Origin of the sequence: Nocardioides donggukensis (assembly GCF_014842875.1) — a bacterium.
GTDB lineage: Bacteria > Actinomycetota > Actinomycetes > Propionibacteriales > Nocardioidaceae > Nocardioides > Nocardioides donggukensis.
This window is the reverse complement of sequence record NZ_JACYXZ010000003.1, coordinates 568,937-589,048: the sequence shown is the minus strand read 5'-3', so window position 1 is coordinate 589,048 and position 20,112 is coordinate 568,937. Positions and strand designations below refer to the sequence as shown.

Annotated in this window: 16 protein-coding genes; 7 read left to right on the top strand and 9 right to left on the bottom strand. The window is 74.0% G+C overall.

Annotation, left to right across the window (positions count from 1 at the left end):
* Positions 1 to 4 precede the first annotated feature (4 nt).
* Positions 5 to 1,060 (top strand): DNA polymerase IV, encoded by a 1,056-nt coding sequence (locus IE331_RS13015; protein WP_201931763.1) that lies wholly within the window; start codon positions 5 to 7, stop codon positions 1,058 to 1,060.
* Positions 1,061 to 1,097: 37 nt separating this feature from the next.
* Here the strand turns inward: IE331_RS13015 and IE331_RS13010 are convergent, their stop codons facing one another.
* The gene (locus tag IE331_RS13010; RefSeq protein WP_192143835.1) at positions 1,098 to 2,234 is read right to left on the bottom strand and encodes a glutamate--cysteine ligase; all 1,137 of its coding nucleotides are present in this window, start codon (positions 2,232 to 2,234) and stop codon (positions 1,098 to 1,100) included.
* A 45-nt stretch (positions 2,235 to 2,279) separates the two neighbouring features.
* Between IE331_RS13010 and IE331_RS13005 the strand changes: the two genes are divergently transcribed.
* Positions 2,280 to 3,611 (top strand): threonine/serine exporter family protein, encoded by a 1,332-nt coding sequence (locus tag IE331_RS13005; protein ID WP_192143834.1) that lies wholly within the window; start codon positions 2,280 to 2,282, stop codon positions 3,609 to 3,611.
* Between the two features lie 108 nt (positions 3,612 to 3,719).
* Here the strand turns inward: IE331_RS13005 and IE331_RS13000 are convergent, their stop codons facing one another.
* From IE331_RS13000 to IE331_RS12990, 3 genes are all read right to left on the bottom strand, one after another.
* On the bottom strand, positions 3,720 to 4,250 hold the full coding sequence (locus IE331_RS13000; protein ID WP_192143833.1) for a DUF402 domain-containing protein: 531 nt from the start codon (positions 4,248 to 4,250) through the stop codon (positions 3,720 to 3,722).
* A gap of 96 nt (positions 4,251 to 4,346) precedes the next feature.
* Complete coding sequence (locus tag IE331_RS12995; protein WP_192143832.1) at positions 4,347 to 5,180, bottom strand: SDR family NAD(P)-dependent oxidoreductase; 834 nt, start codon at positions 5,178 to 5,180, stop codon at positions 4,347 to 4,349.
* On the bottom strand, positions 5,177 to 6,682 hold the full coding sequence (locus tag IE331_RS12990; RefSeq protein ID WP_192143831.1) for a flavin-containing monooxygenase: 1,506 nt from the start codon (positions 6,680 to 6,682) through the stop codon (positions 5,177 to 5,179). Before IE331_RS12990 ends, IE331_RS12995 begins: the two co-directional genes overlap by 4 nt.
* Before the next feature lie 72 nt (positions 6,683 to 6,754).
* Here IE331_RS12990 and IE331_RS12985 point away from each other — a divergent pair, with 72 nt between their 5' ends.
* Positions 6,755 to 7,348, top strand: coding sequence for a TetR/AcrR family transcriptional regulator (locus tag IE331_RS12985; RefSeq protein ID WP_192143830.1), 594 nt, complete (start codon positions 6,755 to 6,757; stop codon positions 7,346 to 7,348).
* 32 nt (positions 7,349 to 7,380) lie between these two features.
* On the opposite strand, the gene IE331_RS12980 is transcribed toward IE331_RS12985, so the two are convergent.
* From IE331_RS12980 to IE331_RS12965, 4 genes are read right to left on the bottom strand one after another with little or no spacing between them, the layout of a single operon-like run.
* Positions 7,381 to 8,568 carry a bifunctional glycosyltransferase family 2/GtrA family protein gene (locus IE331_RS12980; protein WP_192143829.1) on the bottom strand — a complete coding sequence of 396 codons (1,188 nt, stop codon included), beginning with the start codon at positions 8,566 to 8,568 and terminating at the stop codon, positions 7,381 to 7,383.
* Positions 8,565 to 10,613 carry an ArnT family glycosyltransferase gene (locus tag IE331_RS12975; protein ID WP_192143828.1) on the bottom strand — a complete coding sequence of 683 codons (2,049 nt, stop codon included), beginning with the start codon at positions 10,611 to 10,613 and terminating at the stop codon, positions 8,565 to 8,567. Before IE331_RS12975 ends, IE331_RS12980 begins: the two co-directional genes overlap by 4 nt.
* Before the next feature lie 47 nt (positions 10,614 to 10,660).
* Complete coding sequence (locus tag IE331_RS12970) at positions 10,661 to 12,136, bottom strand: sensor histidine kinase (RefSeq protein ID WP_192143827.1); 1,476 nt, start codon at positions 12,134 to 12,136, stop codon at positions 10,661 to 10,663.
* Positions 12,133 to 12,840 carry a response regulator transcription factor gene (locus IE331_RS12965; RefSeq protein ID WP_192143826.1) on the bottom strand — a complete coding sequence of 236 codons (708 nt, stop codon included), beginning with the start codon at positions 12,838 to 12,840 and terminating at the stop codon, positions 12,133 to 12,135. The genes IE331_RS12970 and IE331_RS12965 overlap by 4 nt, the downstream gene beginning before the upstream one ends.
* Positions 12,841 to 12,982: 142 nt before the next feature.
* On the opposite strand from IE331_RS12965, the gene IE331_RS12960 reads away from it, so the two are divergent.
* The 4 genes from IE331_RS12960 to IE331_RS12945 all read left to right on the top strand — a co-directional run bounded on the left by IE331_RS12960 (position 12,983) and on the right by IE331_RS12945 (position 19,229).
* Positions 12,983 to 13,453, top strand: a complete 471-nt coding sequence (locus IE331_RS12960; protein WP_192143825.1) for a hypothetical protein — start codon at positions 12,983 to 12,985, stop codon at positions 13,451 to 13,453.
* Between the two features lie 18 nt (positions 13,454 to 13,471).
* Positions 13,472 to 17,401 carry an ATP-dependent RNA helicase HrpA gene (gene hrpA, locus IE331_RS12955; RefSeq protein WP_192143824.1) on the top strand — a complete coding sequence of 1,310 codons (3,930 nt, stop codon included), beginning with the start codon at positions 13,472 to 13,474 and terminating at the stop codon, positions 17,399 to 17,401.
* Between the two features lie 118 nt (positions 17,402 to 17,519).
* Entirely contained in the window at positions 17,520 to 18,107 is a 588-nt protein-coding gene (locus IE331_RS12950) for a hypothetical protein (RefSeq protein WP_192143823.1), read from the top strand.
* Positions 18,108 to 18,344: 237 nt separating this feature from the next.
* Complete coding sequence (locus tag IE331_RS12945; RefSeq protein WP_192143822.1) at positions 18,345 to 19,229, top strand: aldo/keto reductase; 885 nt, start codon at positions 18,345 to 18,347, stop codon at positions 19,227 to 19,229.
* 29 nt (positions 19,230 to 19,258) lie between these two features.
* Here IE331_RS12945 and IE331_RS12940 read toward each other — a convergent pair whose 3' ends face one another.
* Positions 19,259 to 20,023, bottom strand: a complete 765-nt coding sequence (locus IE331_RS12940; protein WP_192143821.1) for a hypothetical protein — start codon at positions 20,021 to 20,023, stop codon at positions 19,259 to 19,261.
* Between the last annotated feature and the right edge of the window lie 89 nt (positions 20,024 to 20,112).

Below are 20,112 nucleotides of genomic sequence, written 5' to 3'. Positions count from 1 at the left end.
CGCCGTGGACTGGGTGCTGCACGTCGACCTCGACGAGTTCATCGCCGCGGTCGAGATCCTCCGCCACCCGGAGCTGGCCGCCGTGCCGGTCGTGGTCGGCGGTCGCGGCGACCCGACCGAGCGAGGGGTGGTCGCGACCGCCTCCTACGTCGCCCGGGAGTACGGCGTCCGGTCCGGGATGCCGCTGCGGCTGGCGGCCCGCAAGTGTCCGGACGCGGTGTTCCTGCCGACCGACCACGCGGCGTACGACGCGGCGTCCGTGCGGGTGATGGACACCCTCCGGTCGGCCTCGTGGGGCGGGATGCCGGTGCTCGTGGAGGTGCTCGGCTGGGACGAGGCGTTCCTCGCACCCGGGCCCGGGCACGGGGAGCTGGGCGAGCCGGAGGAGTTCGCGGACCGGCTCCGCGCCGCGGTGCTGGCCGCCACCGACCTGCACTGCTCGGTCGGGATCGGCGACAACAGGCTGCGGGCCAAGATCGCCACCGAGTTCGGCAAGCCGCGCGGCAGCTTCCGGCTCACCGGGGCGGACTGGTTCGAGGTGATGGGGGACCGGCCCACCGACGCCCTGTGGGGCATCGGTCGCAGGACGGCCGCCAAGCTGGCCGTGCTCGGGCTGACCACGGTCCGCGAGCTCGCCGACGCCGACCCGGAGGTGCTGGCCGCGGAGCTCGGGCCGACCATGGGGCCGTGGTACCGCCGGCTGGGCCGCGGCGTCGACACCAGCCCGGTGGACCCGACGCCGTGGGTGCCACGCGCGCACGGCCGGGAGACGACGTTCCAGGCCGACCTCGAGGACTGGGGTCGGGTCGCCGAGGAGGTGCGGGTGCTCACCGCGCGGGTGCTGGCCGACATCGACGCGGAGGGCCGCCCGGCGGCCCGGGTCGGCATCAAGGTGCGGTTCCGGCCGTTCGTGACGCTCACCCGCAGCCTGACCCTGCCGGAGCCGAGCAACGACCCGGAGGTGCTGGCCGACGCCGCCGTCTCCCTGCTGGACCGGCTGGAGCCGGGGCGGCCGGTGCGGCTGCTCGGCGTCCGCCTCGAGATGACCCCGCCGGCCTGAGCGCCCCCGCCGACGGTGACCGGCGCGGGCGCCGCGGCTACGGCAGACCGAGCGAGTCGCGCAGCTCGGCGACGACCGTGTCGACCACCGCCACCAGGTCGCCCCGGGTGCGCTCGGCGACGGCCCGCTGGCGCTGGTACGACGCGCCGCGGGCCGGGATGTCGGCGACCGCGCGCAGCTCGGCCTCGCAGTCGAGCCGGCGGGCGACCGGCGTCAACCGCTCCAGCAGGTCGTCCAGGTCGTCGGTGACCAGCCGTTCGTGCGAGGCGGCGTCGAGGATGATCACCGCGTCCAGGCCGTAGCGGGCGGCCCGCCACTTGTTCTCCTGCACGTGCCACGGCGGCATCGTCGGCAGCTCCTCGCCGGCGGCGAGCCGGTCGTCCAGGTCGACCACGAGGCAGTGCATGAGGGCCACCAGGGCCGCCATCTCGTGCTGGGTCGAGACGCCGTCGCACACCCGGTTCTCGAGCGTGCCGAGGTTCGCCGCCGGGCGCACGTCCCACCGGATCTCGTCCAGCTCCTCGACGACGCCGGTGACCAGCTGGTCGTGGACGAAGGCCTCGTACTCCGCCCAGGTGGTGAACTGGAACGGCAGGCCGGCGGTCGGCAGCTGCTGGAACATCAGCGCCCGGTTCGAGGCGTAGCCGGTGTCGGTGCCGGCCCACACGGGCGAGGAGGCCGACAGCGCCTGGAGGTGCGGGTAGGAGTTCAGCAGGGCCGACAGCACCGGCATCACCCGCTCCACCGACGGCAGGCCGACGTGCACGTGCACGCCCCAGATCAGCATCTGCCGGCCCCACCACTGGGTCCGGTTGATCAGCTCGGCGTACCGGTGCCCCTCGGTCAGGTGCTGGGCGGACCAGGAGGCGAACGGGTGGGCACCGGCTCCGAACAGGTCCACCCCGATCTCGCGGGCGGCCGGCAGCACCACCGCGAGGGTCTCGCGCAGGTCCGCCATCGCCTCCGGGACCGACTCGCACACGCCGGTCACCACCTCGACGGTGTTGCGGAGCAGCTCCCGGTGCAGCCGGCCCGGATCGGCGAGCCGGGGACCGGCCGTGGCGAACAGGTCGGAGGCGCAGTTGGCCAGGTCCCGGGTCTGCGCGTCGACGAGGGCGAACTCCCACTCCACCCCCAGGGTGTGACGCGCGGAACTGCGGAAGTCGATGCGCACGACACCAGCGAACCACACCCCGGGGCCCGTGGAACCATTGCCGCCATGCCCGACGCACGTGCCATCAACCTCACCATGGACCTGTGCCTGCGCATCGGTGAGCTGCTGCTGTCCTCCGGTGCCGGCGCGGCCGACGTCACCGCGACGATGGGCTCGATCGCGCGCCACTACGGGCTCCGCAACCCCGAGATCGACGTCACCTTCACCTCACTCTCGATGGGCTACCAGGTGGAGCCCGACGAGCCGCCGGTCACGCTGCTGCGCCAGGTCGTCCAGCGCGACATCGACTACGAGGACCTGACCCGGGTCGACCACCTGGTGCGCGACGTGCTCCGGGACGAGGTCGACCTCGCTGCGGCGCGCGCCACCGTGGCCCGGGTCAGCTCGTCGGGGCACCTGCGTCCGCGCTGGGCGGTCACCCTTGGCTGGGGGGCGATGAGCGCCGGGGTGGCGCTGATGCTCGGCGGCGGCGCGGTGGTGATGCTGATCGCGTCGTTCTCGGCGATGTGCATCGACCGGCTCCAGCTCGTCATGTCCCGACGCCGCCTGCCGCAGTTCTACCTGCAGGTGGCCGGCGGCGGCGTCGCCACGCTGCTCGCGGTGGCGGCCACGGCGCTCGACCTGGCCGTCGAGCCGTCGCTGGTGGTCACGGCGAACATCATCATGCTGCTCTCGGGCATCGGCTTCATGGGAGCGTTGCAGGACTGCCTGTCCGGGTTCTACGTCACCGGCGGCGCCCGGATCATCGAGGCGATGCTGGCGACGTCGGGGATCATCGCCGGCGTCAGCGGCGGCCTCGCGGTGGGCGAGCTGGCCGGGGTGGACGTCGGCCGGCTCGAGCCCGGGGCGCTCGACCTCAAGACCGCCGGCACGATGGCGCTGGGAGCCGCGATCTGCTCGGCGGCGTTCGCCTTCTCCGCCTACTCGCCGAAGCGGGTGATGCTGCCGATCGGCGTCATCGGCGGCACCGCGATGGTGATCGCCAACGCCGTCGAGCAGAACGGCTTCGGGCGCACCTGGGCGGTGGCCTTCGCTGCGCTGTTCATCGGCCTGGTCGCCTACGCGGCGGCCGGCAGCGTCCGCGTGCCCCCGCTCGTCGTGGTCGTCTCGACGATCGTGCCGCTGCTGCCCGGCCTCTCGATCTACCGCGGCCTCTCGCTGCTGGCCGAGGGTGGCGCGTCCTCCAGCGCCGGGATCCTGGCGATGGTGACCGCCGCGTCGGTGGCGATCGCGCTGGCGTCCGGAGTGATCCTGGGGGAGTACATCGCGCAGCCGATCAAGCGCGAGGCACGGCGCCTGGAGTCCCGGCTGGCCGGGCCCCGGCTGGTCGGACCGCTGCGGATGCGGTCGGTGCGCCGGCCTCGGCGCGCCCCGTGAGCCGTCCCTGACGTCGACCCGTCGTCAGTGTCGGGGCTCCGGCCTCGACCCGTCGTCAGTGTCGGTGGCTCAGGCCTCGACCCGTCGTCAGTGTCGGGGGCTCCGGCCTCAGGTCGCCGGCGCGGTGACCTGCGCCAGCCAGGCGGCCGCCGTGCCGTCGTACGGCGCGGCCCCGCGGGCGACGTCGGTGTGCACCCGGGCGCAGGAGCGGGTGGCGTGCACGACGACGGTGGCGGGGTAGCCGAGCTCGGTGCGGTGCGCGGCGAACTCGTCCTCGTCGTCGACCCAGACCCGGCCGGTGGTGCCGCGGACCACGTCCAGGTCGAGGTCGACCGCCCGCAGCACGTGGCCGTCCCACACCGGCGGTGTGGTGATGTCGACGTAGACCGCGACCGGTCCGCCCGCGGCGTGGAAGGTGGCCAGGTGGCCGCGGTCGGTGCCCGAGTCCCGGCCCGGCACGAGCACCACCTGGGCCACCGGGGCGACGTACTCGGCGCCGGGTCGCTCGAAGCGGGTGCCGGCCGCGACCCCGAGCCAGTCGCCGTGCGGGTCGCTGCCGAGGTAGCGGGTCGGGAACTCCCAGTGCGGCCGGTCCCGCCACTTCGTCATCACGACCTCGATCGGCGTCCCCGGCTCCATCCCCCCAGTCTGCCGACCCGTCGCTCGTATCGGCCTGAAACGCGCCGACCCGTCGCCAGTGTCGGGTCGGGGGCCGACACAAGCGACGGGTCGAGGTCAGCGGGCGGGTGGGAGCAGCCTCTTGCTGAGCCGGGCGACGACGTCCTGGTAGCGGGAGCCGGCCAGCTTGGCCGCGTGGTGGATGAGGTGCGCGTCGATCCCGACCAGGACCCGCGCCCGGTCGGCGGTGAATCCCCGGACGATGATCTCGGCCGCGCGGGACGGCTCCATCCGGGCCAGCCTCCGCTCGAAGAGCGCGTCCACCGCGGCGCCGTCCTGGCTCGCGGTCTTGCGCCCGTTGCGGGAGATCCCGGTCCTGATGCCCCCGGGGTGCACACAGGTGACACCGACGGGGTGGCCGGCGACCAGCATCTCCTCGCGGAGCGCCTCGGTGAAGCCGCGGACGGCGTACTTCGAGGCGTTGTACGACGACTGGCCGGGCATGCTGACCAGCCCGAAGAGCGAGGAGATGTTGACCACGTGCCCGTCGCCGGACTCGATCAGGTGCGGCAGGAACTCCTTCGTGCCGGTGACCACGCCCCAGAAGTTGATCGACATGATCCACTCGAACTGCTCGTAGGTCAGCTCCTCGAAGTCGCCGGTCATCGTGACCCCGGCGTTGTTGACGATCACGTTGACCCGGCCGAAGTGCTCGCGCACCGCCGCGGCGTACGACGCGAACGCCGGCCGGTCGGCGACGTCGAGGCGGTCCGAGCGCACCTCGTGGGCGCCGGCGGCCTTGACCAGGTCGACGGTCTCGGCCAGCCCGGCCTCGTCGACGTCGGAGATCGCGACGGCGGCGCCGCGACCGGCCACCTCCACGGCGACCGCCCGCCCGATGCCGGAGCCGGCGCCGGTGACGACGACGACCTTGTCCCTCAGGGTTCTCATGCGGGGGCTCCTTCTCGCTCGCGGACGGGGGCGGTGACCTCGTAGGCGGCGACGTCGAAGGCCGACAGCAGGCTGCGGAACGCGAACGTCGTGCGCGGCCACAGGGTGGTGTTGCGACCGTGCTCGTCGAGGTACCAGCTCGAGCAGCCCCCGGTGTGCCAGACGGTACGCCGCATCCGGCGCTGGAGGTCGTCGTTCCAGCGCTGCTGCGCGTCGCGACGGGGCTCGACGGTGGCGTACTCGTGGCGTCGCATCGTGCGCACGGCGTCGCGGAGGTACTCCACCTGCGCCTCGATCATGAACACCATGCTCGAGTGCCCGAGCCCGGTGTTCGGGCCGACGACCTGGAACAGGTTGGGGAAGCCGTGCACGGTGGTGCCCTTGTAGCCGGCCATCCCGCTGTCACGCCAGGTCTCGGCGAGGCTGCGCCCCTCGCGGCCCACGATGCGCTCGGCGATCGGCAGCTCCGTGGTGAAGAAGCCGGTCGCCACGACCAGCACGTCGACCGGGTGCTCGACGCCGTCGGCGGTGACCACCGCGTCGCCGGTGATCCGGCTGATCGGGTCGGTGACCAGGTCGACGTTGTCGGCGTCGAGGGCCGGGTAGTAGGTGTTGGAGATCAGGATCCGCTTGCACCCGATCTCGTACGTCGGGGTGACCTTCTCGCGCAGGTCCGGGTCGCTGATGCCCTTGGCGATGTTGGCCAGCGCCATCCTCTTGGCCGGCCAGGCCAGCCGCGGCTGCAGCGTGAACCCGGGCACGTAGCACTCGCGGCCCCAGTAGATCGCGGTCCGGTAGGCCCGCTGGACGAACGGCAGGTGCCGGAACGCCAGTCGCTCGAGCCGGGTGTAGGTGCGGTCGTTGCGGGGGAGGACGTACGGCGCGGTGCGCTGGTAGACGTCGAGGTGTGCCGCGATCCTCTGCACCTCGGGCACGATCTGGATCGACGAGGCGCCGGTGCCGATGACCGCCACCCGCTTGCCGGTGAGGTCGGCGTCGTGGTTCCACTGCGCGGAGTGGAAGATCTCGCCGCGGAAGTCGCCGATCCCGTCGATGTCGGGGAGTCGCGGTGCCGAGAGCCCGCCGGCGCCGGAGACGAGGATGCTCGCGGTGACGGTCTCGCCCGTGGAGAGGTCCACGCGCCAGTGCTGCGCGGCCTCGTCCCAGACGGCGGCCTCGACGGCGGTGTGGAAGCGGAACCGGTCGAGCACGCCGGCGTCCTCGGCCACCCGGCGGATGTAGGCCTGGATCTCCGGCTGGGGGGAGAACGACATCGACCAGTCCGGGTTGGGCGCGAACGAGTAGGAGTAGAGCTGGCTCGGCACGTCGCAGGCCGCACCCGGGTAGGTGTTGTCGCGCCAGGTGCCGCCGACCTCGGCCCCCTTCTCGATGACGAGGAAGTCCCGCTCGCCGTCCTCCTGCAGCCGGATCGCCGTGGCGAGCCCGGCGAAGCCGGCGCCGATGACGAGCTGCTCGACGTGGGTCTTCGACGATGTGGCCATGGGCTCACCGTAGGCAGGGTGTTGAACAAGCGTCAATAGGCTGTTGTACACAGATTCAGTAAGGTGGGCCACATGACCGCCGTCCCACGTGTCCGGATGGCTCCGGGCGACCGCCGCGAGCAGCTGCTCACGCTGGGGGTCACCCTGCTCGCCACCCGGTCCCTCGACGAGCTCTCGATCGACCTGCTGGCCGAGGAGGCCGGGATCTCGCGCGGGCTGCTCTACCACTACTTCGGCAACAAGCACGACTTCCACGAGGCGGTCATGCGCCGGGCCGCCGACGACCTGATCGCCCAGACCGCCCCGCCCACGGCCGGGGAGCCGCTCGAGCGGCTGCTGGCCTCCGTGGCGGCGTACGTCGACTACGTGGAGGCCAACTACGAGGGGTACCTCTCCCTCGTCAAGGGCGCGGCCGGCGGCAACCAGCAGATGCGGCAGATCTACGACGAGGCGCGCGGGGCGCTCACCGACCGGGTCTTCCGGGAGGACGCCCAGGGCTCGGTCGTCCCGGACACCCGGGCCGCCCGGCTGATGGTCCGGGCCTGGTCGGCGATGGCCGAGGACCTGGTGCTGGCCTGGGTCCGCGACCCGGAGGGCGTCACCCGCGAGGAGCTGCTGGCCGCGCTCGCGGCGTCGCTGCCCGCCCTGGTCGAGATCCTGCACTGACGCCACCCTCCGCCCGCCGACCCGACGACGGGTCAGGGGCGACGGAAGATCCAGACCCGCATGGCCACGAACCGCATCAGCGTCACGAGCAGGTTGGCCGCGGTCAGCACCAGCACCTCCACCCCGAGATGCGGCGAGGTGGACCAGCGGTGGAGGACGAGCAGCGCGCCGCTGGTGGTGGCCAGACCGGCACCGAACACGGCCAGCCCCTGCAGCTGGTGCCGCAGCCTGTGCCGCGAGCCGCGGACGCCGAAGGTGAGCCGGCGGTTGGCGGCGGTGTTGCCGATCGCGGTCAGCAGCAGTGCCAGCAGGTTCGCGACCTGGCCTCCGGTGACCACGCGCAGCAGCAGGTAGAGCACGGCGTAGGCGGCCGTCGAGGCCACGCCGACCAGGGCGAAGATCGTCAGCTGCGAGGCGGTCCGGCCGGCCGCCGCCGAGGCCTGGGCCCGCCCCAGCTCCGCGGACACCGCCGTGAGCGGCAGCCGTCCGCGCAGCAGCGACCAGCCGAGCCGGCGGATGCCCCGCAGGTCGTCGAGCGCGGTGCGCAGCACGTCGACCCGGGAGTCGGGGTCGTCGACCCAGTCCACCGGCACCTCGTGGATGCGCAGCCCGGACCGCTCGGCGAGCACCAGCAGCTCGGTGTCGAAGAACCAGGTGTCGTCCTCCACCAGCGGCAGCAGCGCCTGCGCCACCGGTCGCCGGATCGCCTTGAACCCGCACTGGGCGTCGCTGAACCTCGCCCGCAGGGTCGAGCGCAGCAGCACGTTGTAGCCGCGGGAGACCAGCTCCCGGCGCGGCCCGCGGACGACGTTGGACCCGCGGGTCAGCCGCGACCCGATGGCCAGGTCGGAGTGTCCGCTCAGCAGGGGCGCCACGAGCGGGAGCAGCGCGTTGAGGTCGGTCGACAGGTCGACGTCCATGTACACCAGCACCTCGGCGTCGGAGTCGGACCACACCCGCTTCAGCGCCCGGCCCCGGCCCTTCTCCGGCAGCGTGACGACGCGGACCCCCGGCACCTCGCGTGCCAGTCGTCGCGCCACCAGGGGGGTGGCGTCGTTGCTGGCGTTGTCGGCGATGGTCACCCGCCAGGTCCAGGGCAGCCGCGCGAGGTGCCCGGTGAGCCGGTGCACGGTCTCGGCCAGGGCGACCTCCTCGTTGTAGACCGGGATCACCACGTCCAGCAGGGGTGCCGGCTCGACCAGCGGCTCAACGGCGCTCATCGCACACCGTCCGAGAGGTCGTAGACGGTCACGCCGTCCACGGTCCGGGCGGTGAAGGTCTCGCTCACCCAGGTCGCGATCTCGGAGTCCCCGCCGCCCCCGGGGCCGCCGGCACCACCGCGGCCACCGAACCCGCCGCCGCCGGAGATGAAGTAGTGGATCTCGCCGTCGGCGACGTACTCCTGGAACTCGGCCAGGGTGGGGCTCGGGTCGCTGCCGTTGAAGCCGCCCAGTGCCAGCACCGGCTCGCCGCTTGCCAGCTGGTAGCCGGCCGCGGAGTTGGCGCCGACCACGGCCGCGGACCACGTCCAGGCGTCCGCGTCCTGCTGGAGGAGCGCCGTCAGCTCGGCGGTCGAGGTCGACCCGGTGAGCAGGCCGCCCACCCCGCCGTCGGTCCCGGCGCCTGTCCCGCCGCCTGCCCCGTCGCCAGCCCCGTCGCCTGCCCCACCGGCGGCCCCGCGCGGGTCGGCACCCGCTGCGGCACCAGACGAGGGGCCCGCGGTCGGGATCGAGCCGGTGTGCGGGGTCGCGGCGGTCGCCAGGGAGTACGCCGCAGGGCCGGCCAGGGCGGCCAGCAGGGCGGCGGTCGCGACGACGGTGCCGACCGGGCGCGGCAGGTGCCGGATGCCGGCGAGCATCAGCGCGGCGGCGAGCCCGACGGTGACGACGGCGTACTTCAGCCAGGGCTGCCAGTCCGAGCGGTCCAGCAGCATGAACGCCCAGGCGCTCGTGAAGGCGGTGGTGAAGGCCAGCGTCGCCGCGGCGGCGTAGGCGGCCCGCTGCCGCCACAGCACCCAGCCGCCGAGGGCGACGAGCGCGGCGATCGCCGGGGCCAGCGCGACCGTGTAGTAGGCGTGGAAGATGCCGGCCATGAAGCTGAACGTCACCACCGTGACGGCCAGCCAGCCGAGCCAGAGGGTGAGGGCGGCCTGGACGAGCCGTCGGTGTGCCAGGCCGCGCGCGAACCACAGCCCGGCGATCCCGAGCACGACGGCCGCCGGCAGCAGCCAGGCGATCTGGCTGCCGATCTCGGAGTCGAACATCCGCCAGGGCCCGGTCGCGCCCCAGCCTCCGCCACCGCCCACGGAGCCGGTCTGCTCGCCGGTCAGCCGGCCCAGGCCGTTGTAGCCGAGGGTGAGCTCGAGGATGCTGTCGCCCTGCGAGCCACCGATGTAGGGCCTCGACGAGGCGGGCCACAGCTCGACGATCGCGATCCACCAGCCGGATGCCGCCACCATGGCGCCGAACGCCGCCAGCAGCGGCAGGACCCGCTTGGCGAGCGGGATCCCGGCGAAGATTGCGAACGTCAGGGCGAGGGCGGGCAGCACCAGGAAGGCCTGCAGCATCTTGGTGAGGAAGCCCAGCCCGACCAGGGCCCCGCCGAGCACCAGCCAGCGGGTCCCGCTGCTGGTGCCGTCCTGGGTCGCCTCGACCGCGCGGAGCGTCGCGGAGGCGGCGCCGACCAGCAGCAGCACCAGGAGCGCGTCCGGGTTGTTGAAGCGGAACATCAGCGTCGCGACGGGCGTGAGCGCGAGCACGCTGCCGGCGAGCAGCCCGGCGGCCGGCGAGCCCGTCGCCCGCCGCACGCCTCCGTGCAGCAGGGCGACCGCGGCCACACCCATGAGGGCCTGGGGGACCAGGATCGCCCACGACGACAGGCCGAAGAGCCGCACGGACAGGGCCATGGGCCAGAGGCTCAGCGGGGTCTTGTCGACGGTGATCGCGTTGGCGGCGTCGAAGGAGCCGAAGAAGAACGCCTTCCACGACTCCGAGCCGGCCTGCGCGGCCGCGGAGTAGTAGGAGTTCGCCCAGCCGGAGGCACCCAGTCCCCAGAGGTAGAGCAGCGCGGTGCCGAGCAGCAGTCCTGCCAGCGGCAGGTGACGGCGCAGGGCCGCGGCGTCGGGCCGGCCCCAGCGGGCGCGGGGCCCGCCGCGGGGGCTGCTCCGGGTCCGGGTCGGGTCGACCCCGGAGGGGGCCTGGGCCTGGGCCTGGGCTGGGGAGTCGGGGGAGGAGGCCGCCGTTCGGGCGGTGGTGGTGAGGCTCATGTCCTCACCGTGGCCGCCCGGTCTGGGTACGCCGTGGGGTCGGCCTGTCAGTCCCCTGTGAGCCGCTCGGTCTCGCCCGGCAGCGTGATCTCGAAGCGGGTCTCGCCGGGTCGGCTGCTCAGGTGCACGGTGCCGCCGTGGGCCGACACGATCGCACGGACCAGCGAGAGTCCCAGGCCCGCGCCTCCGGGGTGGGCGTCCCGGGTGCGGGCGCTGTCGCCGCGGGTGAACCGCTCGAACGCCTGCCCGACCAGGGCCGCGTCGAACCCGGGGCCGTCGTCGCTCACGGTCAGCCGGGCGCCCCCGTCGCGGCCCGGGGTGACGCCGACCGTCACCGTGCTGCCCGGCGGGGTGTGCCGCCGGGCGTTGCCGAGCAGGTTCGTGACCACCTGGTGCAGCCGGGCCTCGTCGCCGACCACCTCGACCGCCTCCTCGGGAAGCGACAGCCGCCACCGGTGGTCGGGAGCCAGGACCCGGGCGTCCGAGACCGTCTCGAGCAGCAGCCGGGTGAGGTCGACCGGCGACCGCTCCAGCGGCCGGCCGGCGTCCAGCCGGGCGAGCAGCAGCAGGTCGTCGACCAGCGACGACATCCGGCCGGCCTCGGACTCGACCTTCGCCAGCGCGGCCAGCAGGGCGGCCGCGTCGTCGGGCGTGCGCCGGGACAGCTCGGCGTACCCCTTGATGGTGGCCAGCGGGGTCCGCAGCTCGTGGGAGGCGTCGGCGACGAACTGGCGCACCTGCTGCTCACTGGCGTGCCGGGCGGTCAGCGAGGTCTCGACGTGACTGAGCAGGGTGTTCAGGGCGGCGCCGACCTGGCCCACCTCGGTGAGCTCGTCGGTGAGCCGCTCCGGGACCCGGGGCGAGAGGTCGATCGCGCCCTCCGACAGCGGCAGCGCGCTCACCTCGTGGGCGGTGGCCGCCACCTCGCGCAGTGGCCGCAGCTGCCGCCGGACCAGGATCGAGCCGGCCGTCGCGGCCGCGGCCACGACGGCGAGGGAGAGCAGGATCTCCAGCCAGATCAGTGAGCCGACCAGGTCGTCGACGCTCGAGGTGGGCAGCCCGGTGACCACGACGCCCTCCGGGGTCCCGATGGCGGCGACCCGGTAGCTGCCGACGCCGGGCAGCTCGACGGTGTGCCCCCGACGGTCGACCGGCACCTCGCCGAGCCGGTCCAGCGCCTCGGAGCCGAGCGGCCTCACGTCGTCGTCGGTGAGGACCTCGGCCTGGTCGTCGGTGGAGTCGATGGTGGCCGTCAGCGTGCCGACCCGCTGGCGGGCGATCGGCCCGAACCTGTCGCCGTTCCCGCCACGATCGCCCCGGGTGATCGGCGGCAGGCCCGGCCGACCCTCGCCGGAGGCGCCGGAGGCCCGCTCGAGTGCGGCGGCCACCTCGCGGTCGAGCTGGTCGGTCAGGTAGGCGCGCATCGCGACCGTGGTGGCGAGCCCGAGCAGCAGCGCGGCCAGCGCCACCAGCGACACCGCCGTGAGCACCAGCCGGGAGGACAGCGAGGCGGGGAGTCTCATGGCTTCAGCACGTATCCCGCGCCCCGCATCGTGTGGATCATCGGCGGGCGGCCCGCGTCGATCTTCTTGCGCAGGTAGGAGATGTAGAGCTCGACGACATTGGCCTGGCCTCCGAAGTCGTAGTTCCAGACCCGGTCGAGGATCTGCGCCTTGGACAGCACCCGGCGCGGGTTGCGCATCAGGAAGCGGAGCAGCTCGAACTCGGTGGCGGTGAGCGTGATCTCGTCGGCACCGCGGCGCACCTCGCGACTGTCCTCGTCGAGGGTCAGGTCGCCGACGGTGAGCACCGGCTCCTCACGGGCCGCGCGGGCCCCCGCCCGGCGCAGCAGTCCGCGCAGCCGGGCGACCAGCTCCTCGAGGCTGAACGGCTTGGTCACGTAGTCGTCGCCGCCGGCGGTGAGGCCGGCGACCCGGTCCTCGACGGAGTCGCGTGCGGTGAGGAACACCACGGGTACGTCGGGGGTGAGGCCGCGCAGCCGCCGCAGCACCTCCAGGCCGTCGAAGTCGGGCAGCATCATGTCGAGCACCACCGCGTCGGGCCGGAAGTCCTTGGCCGCGGCCACCGCCCTGGAGCCGGTGTGCGCCTGCTGGGTCTCGAAGCCCTCGTAGCGCAGCGCCATGCTGATGAGCTCGGCGATGTTCTGCTCGTCGTCGACGACGAGCACCCTCAGCGGGCTGCCGTCGGGGCGGATCAGGTCGTCCATGGGCCTCACCCTGTCGTGCGTGTGTGCCGCCAGCCTGTCAGATTCCTGTGAGCCGCCTGTGAGGGACAGTGGTCCCGGCGGACGTGGCGCCGGCACAGACCGGCCACAGCCCCGGCACAGGGGGCCGCCGGAGGCTGAGCGCATGAGCGAAGAGACGAACGACCGAGCCCACGACCAGCCCGACCAGCACGGCCAGCACGGCCAGACCGACCAGCCCGACCAGCCCGACCAGCCCGACACCGGCCCGCGGCTGCGTGACCGGGCGCTCGGCATGCGCGCCGTCGCCGGGGTGGCGCTGGCCTCGGTGATCCTCGGTGCCGCCGGGGGCGCGGCCCTCGGCGCGGTCAGCGCCGGCGCCGATGACGGTGCGGGCGGTGGCCCCGGCCGGAACGGCGGCCAGGCTCCCGGCCAGGCTCCCGGTGGGGTGCCCGGCCAGGTGCCCGGCCAGCTGGGCGACGGCCAGCAGCAGCTGCCTCCCGCCGGCGGGCCCGGGCAGCTGCCTCCCGGGACCGCGCCCGACGACACCGCGCCCGGCGGCACCGGGCCCGACGCCACCACGCCCGACGCCACCACGCCCGACGCCACCACGTCCGACGCCACCACGTCGCTGTGACTTCGGGGCTCGGGCACAATGACTCGCGTTGTGTCCGAGCCCCTGAAGATCGCCTACCCGCCGCAGCTGCCGGTCAGCGAGCGCCGCGACGACATCGCCGCGGCGATCCGGGACCACCAGGTCGTGATCGTCGCCGGTGAGACCGGCTCCGGCAAGACCACGCAGCTGCCCAAGATCTGCCTCGAGCTCGGTCGTGGCGCGGCGGGCGCCGGCGGCCGGCTGATCGGGCACACCCAGCCCCGGCGGATCGCGGCCCGCGCGGTCGCCGAGCGGATCGCCGAGGAGCTCGGCACCGAGCTGGGCGACGTGATCGGCTACCAGGTCCGGTTCACCGACCGCACCTCCCGCGCCAGCCGGGTCAAGCTGATGACCGACGGGATCCTGCTCGCCGAGCTGCAACGCGACCGCCGGCTGGAGAGGTACGACACGATCATCATCGACGAGGCCCACGAGCGGAGCCTCAACATCGACTTCATCCTCGGCTACCTCAAGCGCCTGCTGCCACAGCGGCCCGACCTCAAGGTCGTGATCACCTCCGCGACGATCGACCCGGAGCGCTTCGCGGAGCACTTCTGCGACCGGGACGGCCGGCCGGCGCCGATCATCGAGGTCTCCGGCCGCACCTACCCGGTCGAGGTGCGCTACCGCCCGCTGGTCGCCCTGCCCGACGACGTCGACGCGGGAGGCGACGACGTCGACGACGAGGGCGAGCCGGTCGTCCGGGACCAGACCGAGGCGGTCGTCGATGCGGTCCGCGAGCTCTCCGGCGAGGGACCCGGCGACATCCTGGTCTTCCTGCCCGGTGAGCGGGAGATCCGCGACACCGCAGAGGCCCTGGCCGGGCTGGGCGACGTACGCCGCCCGCTCGAGGTGCTGCCGCTCTACTCCCGGCTGTCCTCGGCCGAGCAGCACCGGGTCTTCTCGCCGGGCGGCTCCGGCCGCCGCGTCGTGCTCGCCACCAACGTCGCGGAGACCTCGCTGACGGTCCCCGGCATCCGGTACGTCGTGGACACCGGGCTGGCGCGCATCTCGCGGTACTCGGTGCGCACCAAGGTGCAGCGGCTGCCGATCGAGGCGATCAGCCAGGCCTCGGCCGCCCAGCGCTCCGGCCGCTGCGGTCGGGTCGAGGCCGGGATCGCGATCCGGCTCTACGCCGAGGAGGACTTCGACTCCCGACCGGAGTTCACCGACCCCGAGATCCTGCGCACGAACCTGGCCAGCGTGATCCTGCAGATGACCTCCCTGGGGCTCGGGGACGTGGCCCGGTTCCCGTTCGTCGAGCCGCCCGACCGGCGCAACGTCACCGCCGGCACCCAGCTGCTCGAGGAGCTGGGGGCGCTGAGCGCCGGCGGGGGGCAGCGCCGCCGGGAGCCGAGGCAGCAGTCGCGGGAGCAGTCCGGCCAGCAGTCGGGGCAGCAGTCGGGGCGGGCCCGGCTGACCAAGCTCGGCCGTCGGCTCGCCCGGCTGCCGATCGACCCCCGGCTGGGCCGGATGATCCTGGAGGCCGAGCGGCTCGGCTGCGTGCGTGAGGTGGTGGTGATCGCGGCCGCGCTGTCGCTGCAGGACCCGCGCGAGCGGCCGGCCGAGAAGCAGGCCCAGGCCGACCAGGCGCACGCCCGGTTCAAGGACCCGACCTCGGACTTCCTGACCTGGCTCAACCTGTGGCGCCATCTGCGTGAGCAGCAGCGCGAGCTGTCCGGGAGCGCCTTCCGCCGGATGTGCCGGCGCGAGTTCCTGAACTACCTGCGGGTGCGCGAGTGGCAGGACTTCGAGTCGCAGCTGCGGCGGGTCGCCAGGGAGATGGGCATCAAGGCCGGCACCGAGGCCGACACCCCGGACGCCGACGGGATCCACCAGGCCCTGCTCTCGGGCCTGCTCTCGCACATCGGCGCCCTGGAGGAGCGGGACCGCAAGGAGGGCCGCCCGCGCGGTCCCCGGGAGTACCTCGGCGCCCGCGGCACCCGGTTCGCGATCTTCCCCGGCTCCGCCCTCAAGGGGCAGAACCCCGGCTTCGTGATGGCCGGCGAGCTGGTCGAGACCTCCCGGCTCTGGGGCCGACAGAACGCCGCGATCCGCCCCGAGTGGGCCGAGCGTGCGGGCGCGCACCTGGTCAAGCGCACCTACTCCGAGCCGCATTGGTCGCGCAAGCGGGCGGCGGTGATGGCCCACGAGCGGGTGACGCTGTACGGCGTCCCGCTGGTCGCCGACCGGCTGGTCAACTACGGCACCGTCGACCCCGAGGTGGCACGCGAGCTGTTCATCCGGCACGCGCTGGTCCATGGCGAGTGGACCCCGGCGCACCAGGGCAGGCACCGGTTCTTCACCGAGAACCTGCGGCTGCTCGAGGAGGCCGAGGAGCTCGAGCACCGGGCCCGGCGCCGCGACATCGTCGTCGACGAGCACACGCTGTTCGACTTCTACGACGCCCGGGTGGGGGCCGAGGTGGTCAGCGGCGCCCACTTCGACCAGTGGTGGAAGAAGGAGCGCCGCGAGCGGCCGGGGCTGCTGACCTTCGACCCGGAGATGCTGACCCACGCCACCGCGGTCGAGGTGCGCGCCCAGGACTACCCCGACCTGTGGCAGCACGGCGACGGGAACGACGGAGCCGACGGGTCACCCGGGCTGTCGTTCCCGATCCGCTACCACTTCGAGCCCGGCGCCGCCGAGGACGGGCTGACGATCGAGGTGCCCGTGGCCACCCTGAACCGGGTGGAGGCGGAGGCGTTCAGCTGGAACGTCCCCGGCCTGCGCGAGGAGCTGGTCACCGCCCTGATCCGCTCGCTCCCCAAGAACCTGAGGGTCAGCTTCGTGCCGGCCCCGGACAAGGCGCGCGACTTCCTGGCCGCGGTCCCGGCCGGCGAGGAGCCGCTGCTCGAGGCGCTGTCCCGGTGGCTGCGCTCGACCACGGGCGTGGTCGTGCCGGCGGATGCGTGGGACTGGAGCCGGGTGCCCGAGCACCTGCGGCCGACGTTCCGGGTGGTCGACGAGGCCGGTCGCGAGCAGGCGCGCGGCAAGGACCTCGAGGCCCTGAAGGAGCCGCTGCGGCCGAGGTTCGATGAGGCCATCGCGGCCGTGGCCGCCGACTCGGGGATCGCGGTGACCGGCCAGACCGGCTGGACCTTCGGCGCGATCGAGCGCTCCTTCACCACCACCCGCGCCGGCCACGAGGTCCGCGGCTTCCCGGCCCTCGACGTCGAGCCGGCGGGCACCGTCGGGCTGTCGGTCGTCGGGTCCGCCGACGAGGCCGAGGCCCGGCACCGCCTCGGCGTGGGCCGGCTCCTCCGGCTCGGGGTCCGGTCGCCGGTCAAGGAGATCGTCCGGGGTCTCGGCAACGCCGACAAGCTGGCGCTGGCCGGGTCGCCGTACCCCACCGTCGCCGAGCTGCTCGACGACTGCCTCGCCGCCGTGCTGCAGCAGGCCGTGGACGCCAGGCCCCCGGTGCGCACCGAGGAGGAGTACGCCGCGCTGCTGGCCGCCGCCGGCAGCGAGCTGGACGCCCGGGTCCGCGGCGTGCTGCCCAGTGTCTTCGCGACCCTGGAGGTGTGGCGCCGGGTCGACCGGCTGCTGACCGGACGGGCCGAGCTGACCACCCTCCCGGCGCTGACCGACATGCGGGCCCAGCTGGACCGCCTGGTGCGGCGGGGCTTCGTCGCCGACGCCGGGGTGGAGCAGTTGCGCGAGCTGCCGCGCTACCTGGCCGCCTTGGAGTACCGCCGGGAGCGGCTCGAGGGCCAGGTCGGCCGCGACCGGCAGCTCATGGACCAGGTCGCCGCGCTGCAGGACGCCTGGCTGCACGGGGTGGCCGCGCTGCCGGAGGGCCGGCCGCCCGGGGAGTCGCTGCGGCGGGTGCGCTGGATGCTCGAGGAGCTCCGGGTTTCCCTGTGGGCCCAGCACCTGGGGACGGCGTACCCGGTCAGCGACGCCCGGATCCGCAAGCTCCTGCCCTGATCAGCCCGCTCGCAGGTCGGGTCGTGTGCCTGAGACCGCGCTATGGCACGTCCTCGGGCACACGACCCTGATGGCTGTTGCGCAGTCGGTGGGACCACTCCTCGCCTAGGGTCGGAGCATGACCGAGCGCAGGCATCACCGGCCGGCCGCCCCCGGAGCGCCGTTCTTCGAGAGCCTCGTCGGCGGCACCGACCCGGCCCTGGTCTCCGAGGCCGCCGACCGGGCGGCGTCGCTGATCGTGCGCGGCGCGCACGACTCCGCCGACGCCGAGGTGGCCCGACGCCTGCAGACCCTGGCCGAGACCGAGGGCCTCGAGACCCTGGCGGACCTCTGGGCCGGTGCCCCGGCGGACTCCCTGGCCGGCTGCCTGTGGCGGCTCTACGTGCTGCGCGCCTGGGTGTACGCCGACCCGGTGCTGGCCGCCCGCGAGTTCGAGGCCGGCCGGCGGACCGCCCAGGTGGCCCGGGTGGTGGCCGGGGTGGCCGACCCTCCCGGGCCGGACGGGCTGCGGCTGATGGTCGACGAGGTGCTCGCGGGGATCGCCTCCGGGGAGTTCGCCGACGTGCTCTTCCGGGCTTCGGCCTTCGCCCGTGTCGTCGCGGTCGGCCGGGCGCACCTGGCGAGTGCGGACGCGCCCCGGATGCTCGGCCTGGCCGAGCAGCTGGAGGCCGCCGGCCACCTGGAGCTGCAGGGCGACCTTGCCTGAGCCCCGCCGAGGCCCCCGGGAGTGCCGTAAAGGTGCCGTAGGAGTGCCGCAGAGCTGCCGTAGGGGGGTGGTGTGCCGGACCGGGAGCGCCTCACGGCGCGTGGCCGCTCGTAGCGGCTTATTTCGGGACCCGGGGCTGCCGCGGCCCGGCACACCGCGGCCCAGTCTAGGTCAGTGCGGGCGCGGATCAACCGGCATCGGACGCTCTCGCCGGGCGGATGTGGGTACGGTCACCCCATGAGACGTCGCCGCATCGGGGAACGCACCGTCAGCGCGATCGGGCTCGGCGCCATGCCGCTGTCCCGGCCCCGGACCAGCACCGGCGAGCTGCCGCCCCGCGCCGAGGCGATCGCGACCGTGCACGCCGCCCTCGATGCCGGCATCGACCTCATCGACACCGCGGACTGCTACGCGCCCGACGACACCGGGTTGGGCCACAACGAGGTGCTGGTCGGAGCCGCCCTCAGGGCCGCCGGCAGCCCGGACGTGCTCGTGGCCACCAAGGGCGGCATCCGGCGGGACGGCTCCGCGTGGCCGGTCTCCGGCCGTCCGGAGTGGATCCGCAAGGCACTCGAGGGCTCCCTGTCCCGGCTCCGGGTCGAGGCCATCGGCCTCTACCAGAGCCACCGACCCGACCCGGAGGTCCCGTACGCCGAGACCATGGGGGCGTTCCGCCAGGCCTACGACGACGGGCTGGTCGAGCGGGTAGGGATCTCGAACGCCGACCCGGCCCAGATCCGCGAGGCGCGCAGCGTCCTGGGCGACGCCCTGGTCAGCGTCCAGAACGAGTACAGCCCGCGGTTCCGCTCCTCCGAGGAGGAGATCGACCTGTGCGAGCAGCTGGACCTCGCCTTCCTCCCGTGGAGCCCCCTGGGCGGGATGCGCGAGGGCCGGGAGCTCGGTGCTCGGCACCAGCCGTTCGCCGACGTGGCGCAGGCGCACGGCGTCAGCCCGCACCAGGTGTGCCTGGCCTGGATGCTGGCCCGCTCTCCCGTGCTGGTGCCGATCCCCGGGGCCAGCCGGCCGGCCTCGATCACCGACTGCGCGGCCGCGGTCCACCTGCGGCTGACCGACGAGGAGCTGGCCCGGCTGAACGGGAGTGACGGGCCGGAGGGCTCCTAGGGCCCCGACGGCCCCGACGGCCCGACGGCTCAGAGCAGTAGCGCGGCGGCCGCGGCGGCCCGGGCGCCGGGCTCCTCGCCTGCCGGGTAGTTGTAGTCCTGCCCGACGGTCGCGATCCTCAGCACGCTGAGCCAGCGCCCTCGGCGGGCCAGGGCGATGTCGGAGAACGTCTGCAGCTCGGCCCCGGACGCGCCGTAGCGGAGCAGGTAGCGCTCGGCCGAGCCGACCTCGGTGGGCACCGGAGTCCGGTTGCCGACCCGGACGTCCCCGGCGTCGAGCTCCTGCGCGCAGCCCTCGTGCCAGGTGTGCAGGACCGCGAGGGCGCGCTCGGCCGAGGCGGCGTCGGCGAAGCGCGCGACCACCTGACTGGCCTCGGACTCACCCGGACCCGTGTGGTCGCGGACCACGGAGCGGAGGGCGCCGATGTCGACCAGCGAGAACCGGTGGCACTCGACCGCGGGGTCGGCGCCCTCCGGCCCGGCACCCTCGCCGACGGTCTCCCACCCGGTCTCGTCGTTCAGCCCGGGCAGCTCGGCCGAGGTGAGCAGCCGACCGGCGATCCCCGCCGCTCGCGTCGGCTCGACCCCGGGCTCCGCGGTGGGGTCGGCCTCGTCCGTGGGGTCGGCCGGGTCGGTGGCGGACGGCGTCCCGGCCGCCGAGGTCTCCGGCCCACCCACCGTGTCGTCCTCCGCGGTGGACTGCTCGCCGCACCCCGAGAGCGTCGCGAGCAGGACCAGCAGGCCGAGCAGGGCTGCGGGGACGGCTGGGACCATCCGGACCCGTGAGAGCGGCATGGGCGTCAGCGTAGGCCCCGCGGGCGACCCAGCAGGTCCCTCCGAGGGCGTGTCCGCACATCCCCGATATTGTGGCCGGGCACAGGGTG

Coding starts and splice junctions, on each gene's coding strand:
- IE331_RS13005 (WP_192143834.1), top strand. CDS start 2,280: ATGCCCGACGCACGTGCCATCAACCTCACCATGGACCTGTGCCTGCGC.
- IE331_RS13000 (WP_192143833.1), bottom strand. CDS start 4,250: ATGGAGCCGGGGACGCCGATCGAGGTCGTGATGACGAAGTGGCGGGAC.
- IE331_RS12995 (WP_192143832.1), bottom strand. CDS start 5,180: ATGAGAACCCTGAGGGACAAGGTCGTCGTCGTCACCGGCGCCGGCTCC.
- IE331_RS12990 (WP_192143831.1), bottom strand. CDS start 6,682: ATGGCCACATCGTCGAAGACCCACGTCGAGCAGCTCGTCATCGGCGCC.
- IE331_RS12985 (WP_192143830.1), top strand. CDS start 6,755: ATGACCGCCGTCCCACGTGTCCGGATGGCTCCGGGCGACCGCCGCGAG.
- IE331_RS12980 (WP_192143829.1), bottom strand. CDS start 8,568: ATGAGCGCCGTTGAGCCGCTGGTCGAGCCGGCACCCCTGCTGGACGTG.
- IE331_RS12975 (WP_192143828.1), bottom strand. CDS start 10,613: ATGAGCCTCACCACCACCGCCCGAACGGCGGCCTCCTCCCCCGACTCC.
- IE331_RS12970 (WP_192143827.1), bottom strand. CDS start 12,136: ATGAGACTCCCCGCCTCGCTGTCCTCCCGGCTGGTGCTCACGGCGGTG.
- IE331_RS12965 (WP_192143826.1), bottom strand. CDS start 12,840: ATGGACGACCTGATCCGCCCCGACGGCAGCCCGCTGAGGGTGCTCGTC.
- IE331_RS12960 (WP_192143825.1), top strand. CDS start 12,983: ATGAGCGAAGAGACGAACGACCGAGCCCACGACCAGCCCGACCAGCAC.
- hrpA (WP_192143824.1), top strand. CDS start 13,472: ATGACTCGCGTTGTGTCCGAGCCCCTGAAGATCGCCTACCCGCCGCAG.
- IE331_RS12950 (WP_192143823.1), top strand. CDS start 17,520: ATGACCGAGCGCAGGCATCACCGGCCGGCCGCCCCCGGAGCGCCGTTC.
- IE331_RS12945 (WP_192143822.1), top strand. CDS start 18,345: ATGAGACGTCGCCGCATCGGGGAACGCACCGTCAGCGCGATCGGGCTC.
- IE331_RS12940 (WP_192143821.1), bottom strand. CDS start 20,023: ATGCCGCTCTCACGGGTCCGGATGGTCCCAGCCGTCCCCGCAGCCCTG.